The sequence below is a fragment of the Nocardiopsis sediminis genome (genome assembly GCF_042650565.1).
Lineage (GTDB): Bacteria > Actinomycetota > Actinomycetes > Streptosporangiales > Streptosporangiaceae > Nocardiopsis_B > Nocardiopsis_B sediminis.
Map to the genome: position 1 here is coordinate 271,815 of NZ_JBHSBH010000005.1, position 4,637 is coordinate 276,451.

Here is a 4,637-nt window from a genome sequence, read left to right on the forward strand (position 1 = left end):
AGACCGGCGGCGACGCCCACCCCGCCGACCTCACCGACGAGGCGGCGGTGCACGCGCTCCCCGCCGACGTGGACGTGCTCGTCAACAACGCCGGGGTGCAGCACGTCGCCCCCATCGCGGAGTTCCCGCCCGATGTGTTCCGCCGGATGCACGCCCTCATGGTCCACGCACCCTTCCTGCTGATCCGCCACTGCCTGCCGCACATGAACGCGGCCGGATGGGGCCGGATCGTCAACATCTCCTCAGTGCACGGCCTGCGCGCCAGCGCCTACAAGTCCGCCTACGTCTCCGCCAAGCACGCCCTCGAAGGCCTGAGCAAGGTGGCCGCGGTCGAGGCCGCCGCCCACGGGGTCACCAGCAACTGCGTCTGCCCCGGCTATGTGCGCACCCCGCTCGTGGAGCGCCAGATCACCGACCAGGCGCGGGCGCACGGCCTGTCCGAGTCCGAGGTGATCGGCCGGGTGCTGCTGGAGCGCCCGGCCGTCAAGCGGCTCGTCGACGCGGAGGAGGTGGCCGAGGCAACGGCGTGGCTGTGCACCCCGCACGCCCGCGGCATCACCGGTTCGAGCCTCACCATCGACGGCGGCTGGACCGCCACCTGACCGGCCCCGCGCGCCGGATACACCCCCGCCCACCCCCTCACGGAAACGGTGCCCCCATGCCCGATGTCCCCCCGCCTCCCCCGTCCGCCGGCCCGTCCGCGGCCCCGGCGCGCGCGACGCCGTTCCACCGGGTCGTCGCCGCCAGCCTGATCGGCACCACCATCGAGTGGTACGACTTCTTCCTCTACGGCTCCGCCGCCGCCCTCGTCTTCAACCACGTGTTCTTCCCGGAGTCCGAGCCGCTGATCGGCACCCTGCTGGCGTTCACCACCTACGCGGTGGGCTTCGTCGCGCGCCCACTCGGCGGGCTGGTGTTCGGCCACTACGGCGACCGCATCGGGCGCAAGCGGCTCCTGGTGGTGAGCCTGCTGATGATGGGCGGCGCCACCTTCGCCATCGGGCTGCTGCCCACCCATGCCACGTTGGGCCTGGCGGCCCCGCTGCTGCTCACCCTGCTGCGGGTGGTCCAGGGGTTCGCGCTGGGCGGTGAATGGGGCGGCGCGGTGCTGCTGGTCTCCGAGCACGGCTCCCCGCGCCACCGCGGGTTCTGGGCGTCGTGGCCGCAGGCCGGGGTGCCGTGCGGGAACCTGCTGGCGACCGCGGTGCTGGCGGTCCTGGCCGTGGCCATGTCCGACGCCGCCTTCCTGGCCTGGGGGTGGCGGATCCCGTTCCTGCTCTCGGGCGTGCTGGTCCTGATCGGCCTGTGGATCCGCCTCGCGGTGAGCGAGTCGCGGGTGTTCCGGGAGGCGGTACGGCGCAGTGAGGACGGCGGGCACACCGCCGAGCGCGCGCCCATCCTCGGCGTGCTCGTGCACCACCGCCGCGAGGTGCTGGTGGCCATGGGCGTGCGCATGGCGGAGAACATCTCCTACTACGTCATCACGGCCTTCATCCTCGTCTACGCGACCCAGGAGGCCGGGGTACCCAACGGGCAGGTGCTCAACGCGGTGCTGGTCGCCTCGGCGGTGCACCTGGTGACCATCCCGGCCTGGGGTGCGCTGTCGGATGCGTGGGGGCGGCGGCCGGTCATCGCCATCGGCGCCGTGGGGGTCTCGGTCTGGGGCTTCGCGTTCTTCCCGCTGATCGACCTCGGTACCTTCGGGGCGGTCACCCTGGCCGCCACCGTCGGCCTGGTGCTGCACGGGGCGATGTACGGCCCGCAGGCGGCGCTGTTCTCCGAGCTGTTCGGCACCCGCGTCCGCTACTCGGGCGCGTCGATCGGCTACCAGCTCGCCTCCATCGCGGCGGGCGGGGTCGCACCGCTCATCGCGACCGCGCTGCTCGCCTCCTTCGGGTCGAGCCTGCCCATCGCCCTCTACGTCGCCGCAGCGGGGGTCCTGACGCTCGCCGCGGTGCTCGCCTCGCGGGAGACCAACGGAACCGACCTGGCCGCCGTCGGCGAGGGGCCCCGGCCGGCATCGGCCGGGTGAGCACCGGCGGCGGGCGTGCGACCATCGGCGGCATGGACACCTCCGCCCTGGCCGCGATGCGCCGGCTCCTCGACCTCCTCGACGGCAGCGCGCCGGCAGAGGGGTTCGGGGAGCCGGCCGCCCGGCTGCGGGCCGGAGGTGCCGCGCCCGAGGAGGTCGCCGAGGTGGAGGCGGCGACCCTCGTGGCCCTGCGGCTGCACGGCCGGCTGGCCCAGCACCGCCGCCGCGAGGCCCAGCTGACGGCCCTGTTCGAGACCTCCGGCGACCTCGCCGCCTCCCGCGACCTCGACGCCCTGCTGCACGCGATCGTGCACCGGGCCCGCCACCTGCTGGGCACCGACACCGCCTACCTCACGCTGGACGACGCGGAGCGCGGCGACACCTTCATGCGGGTGACCGACGGCTCGGTGTCCCCGCTCTTCCAGCGGCTGCGCCTGGACTACGGGGCGGGGCTGGGCGGGCTGGTCGCCGAGACCGCCGCCCCCTACGCCAGCGCCGACTACCTCAGCGACGAGCGGTTCGCCCACACGCCGACCATCGACGCGGGCGTGGCCGACGAGGGGCTGGTCGCGATCCTCGGTGTACCGCTGCTGCTGTCCGGCGAGCGCGTGATCGGCGTGCTGTTCGCCGCCGACCGGGCCCCTCGGACGTTCACCCCCGACGAGGTGGCGCTGCTGGGGTCGCTGGCGGCGCACGCCGCCATCGCCCTCGACAACACCGAGCTCCTCGCGGGGACCCGCGCCGCGCTGGACGAGCGCAACCGGGCCCACGCCGGGCTGCGGGCCACCCACGCGGCGATCCAGCGCGCCGAGGCCGCCCACGACCGCCTCACCGGCCTGGTGCTGCGCGGGGCCGACCCCATCGACGTGGCGGCCGATGTGCGGGCGGTGCTGGGCGGCGGGGTGACCGTCACCGACCCCGACGGCCGCGTCCTGGCGTGCGCGGGCCGCGCCCCGTCGGCGCCGATGGCCGACGCCGTGCGCCGCTCGCGCGACGAGGGCCGGGCCGTGGCCCAGGACGGCACGTGGGTGTGCGCGCTGTCGGCGGGGCCGCAGCCGCTGGGCGGGCTGCTGCTGACGGGGCGACCCGGCCTGGACGACGCCGACCGCCGGCTGTTCGAGCGCGCGGGGGTGGTCACGGCGCTGCTCCTGCTGCTGCGGGCCTCCGCGGCCGAGGCCGAGGACCGGGTCCGCGGCGAGCTCGTCGGCGACCTCCTGCTGGGCACCGGGCGCGACCCCGGCGCGCTGGCGGCGCGCGCCCGCCGCCTGGGCGTCGACCTCGACACCGGCCATTGCGTGCTGCTGGCGCACGCCCCCGGTCTGCCCCGGGGCCGGCTGGCCGAGTGCGCCCGGCGGGTGGCCTCCGCCGAGGGCGGGCTCAGCGGGCAGGACCGCGACCACGTCGTGCTGGTCGTCCCCGGATCCGACGCCTCGGCCGCGGCGCACCGCGTCCGCGGTGAGCTGGCCGCGCACGCCGGCGGGCGGGTGACCGTCGCGGGCGGCGGGCCGGTGCGGGGGCCGCTGGCGGTCCCCGGCGCCCACGCCGACGCCGACCGGTGCATGCGGGCGATGCGCGCGCTGGGCCTGGAGGGGCGCGGCGCGGCAATGCCGGACCTGGGGTTCGCCGGCCTGCTGCTGGGCGAGGGGCGCGACCTGGAGGGCTATGTCCGGCGCACGCTGGGCCCGGTGCTGGACTACGATGCCCGGCGCTCCACGGAGCTGCGCCGCACTCTGGAGGAGTTCTTCGCCAACGGCCGCAACCTCGGGCGCGCCGCGGCGGCCCTGCACGTCCACGTGAACACGGTGTCGCAGCGCCTGGACCGCATCGCCGACCTCCTCGGAGCGGAGTGGAACTCCCCCGGCGGCGAACTGGAGGTGCGGATCGCCCTGCACCTGCACACCCTGCGCGAGGCGGGCCGGTGAGCGGCAACGCCGCCCCGCCGGTCCCGGTCACCCCCGGGCGAGGTCGCTGCGCAGCAGGTCGAGGAGGAGGCCGTCGCGCCAGGCGCCGTCGACGGGGTCGCGCCAGTACTCGCGCATGACGCCGACCCGGCGGAAGCCGGCCTTCTCATAGGCGCGCACGGCCGGATCGTTGCCCAGAGCGGGGTCGATGACCAGGCGGTGGTGGCCGCGCGCGGTGAACAGCCAGCCGGCGAGCAGCCGGATCGCCTCGACCCCCAGGCCGCGCCCGCGCAGTTCGGGGTCGATGAAGATGTCGAGCCCCGCGTGCCGGAAGTCGGGCTCGTTCTCCTCCCAGTACTGGATCATCCCCCGCACGGCGGAGTCGACCAGCACCACGTAGCGCTGGACGCCGTCGTCGGCCTCGGTGAAGTCCTCCTCGTTCCACCAGCGCCAGACGTCGGGCAGGGCGACGATCCGGTTGAGCTCGGGGCCGTCGGCGGGCTCCCAGGGGCGCAGGGACAGGCGCTCGCCGGTGAGCGGGACGGGCTCCGCGCGGGCGCCGGGGTCCTGCTCTGCGCGGCGGTCCACGTCTACCTCCTCGTGTGGGGACGCCCCGTGGGGCGGGGCCCAACCTATCGGAGAAACCGGTGCTCCCGCCGGTGCGGGCCGGACGGCTCCGGGCACCCCGGTACAACGCCGCCGGG

At 75.8% G+C, this 4,637-nt stretch carries 4 protein-coding genes; 3 read left to right on the forward strand and 1 reads right to left on the reverse strand.

Features of this window, described 5'->3' with window-relative positions; translation table 11 throughout:
- The 3 genes from ACFOVU_RS08590 to ACFOVU_RS08600 form a co-directional block, all read left to right on the forward strand.
- Positions 1-602: SDR family oxidoreductase (locus tag ACFOVU_RS08590; RefSeq protein WP_378531594.1), on the forward strand; the 602-nt coding region annotated here is incomplete at its 5' end.
- A gap of 56 nt (positions 603-658) precedes the next feature.
- A complete protein-coding gene (locus tag ACFOVU_RS08595; protein ID WP_378531596.1) occupies positions 659-2,032 on the forward strand; it encodes an MFS transporter in 1,374 nt (457 codons plus the stop codon).
- Positions 2,033-2,064: 32 nt separating this feature from the next.
- A complete protein-coding gene (locus ACFOVU_RS08600) occupies positions 2,065-3,954 on the forward strand; it encodes a helix-turn-helix domain-containing protein (protein ID WP_378531598.1) in 1,890 nt (629 codons plus the stop codon).
- A 27-nt stretch (positions 3,955-3,981) separates the two neighbouring features.
- On the opposite strand, the gene ACFOVU_RS08605 is transcribed toward ACFOVU_RS08600, so the two are convergent.
- A complete protein-coding gene (locus ACFOVU_RS08605) occupies positions 3,982-4,521 on the reverse strand; it encodes a GNAT family N-acetyltransferase (protein ID WP_378531600.1) in 540 nt (179 codons plus the stop codon).
- Positions 4,522-4,637: the final 116 nt, after the last annotated feature.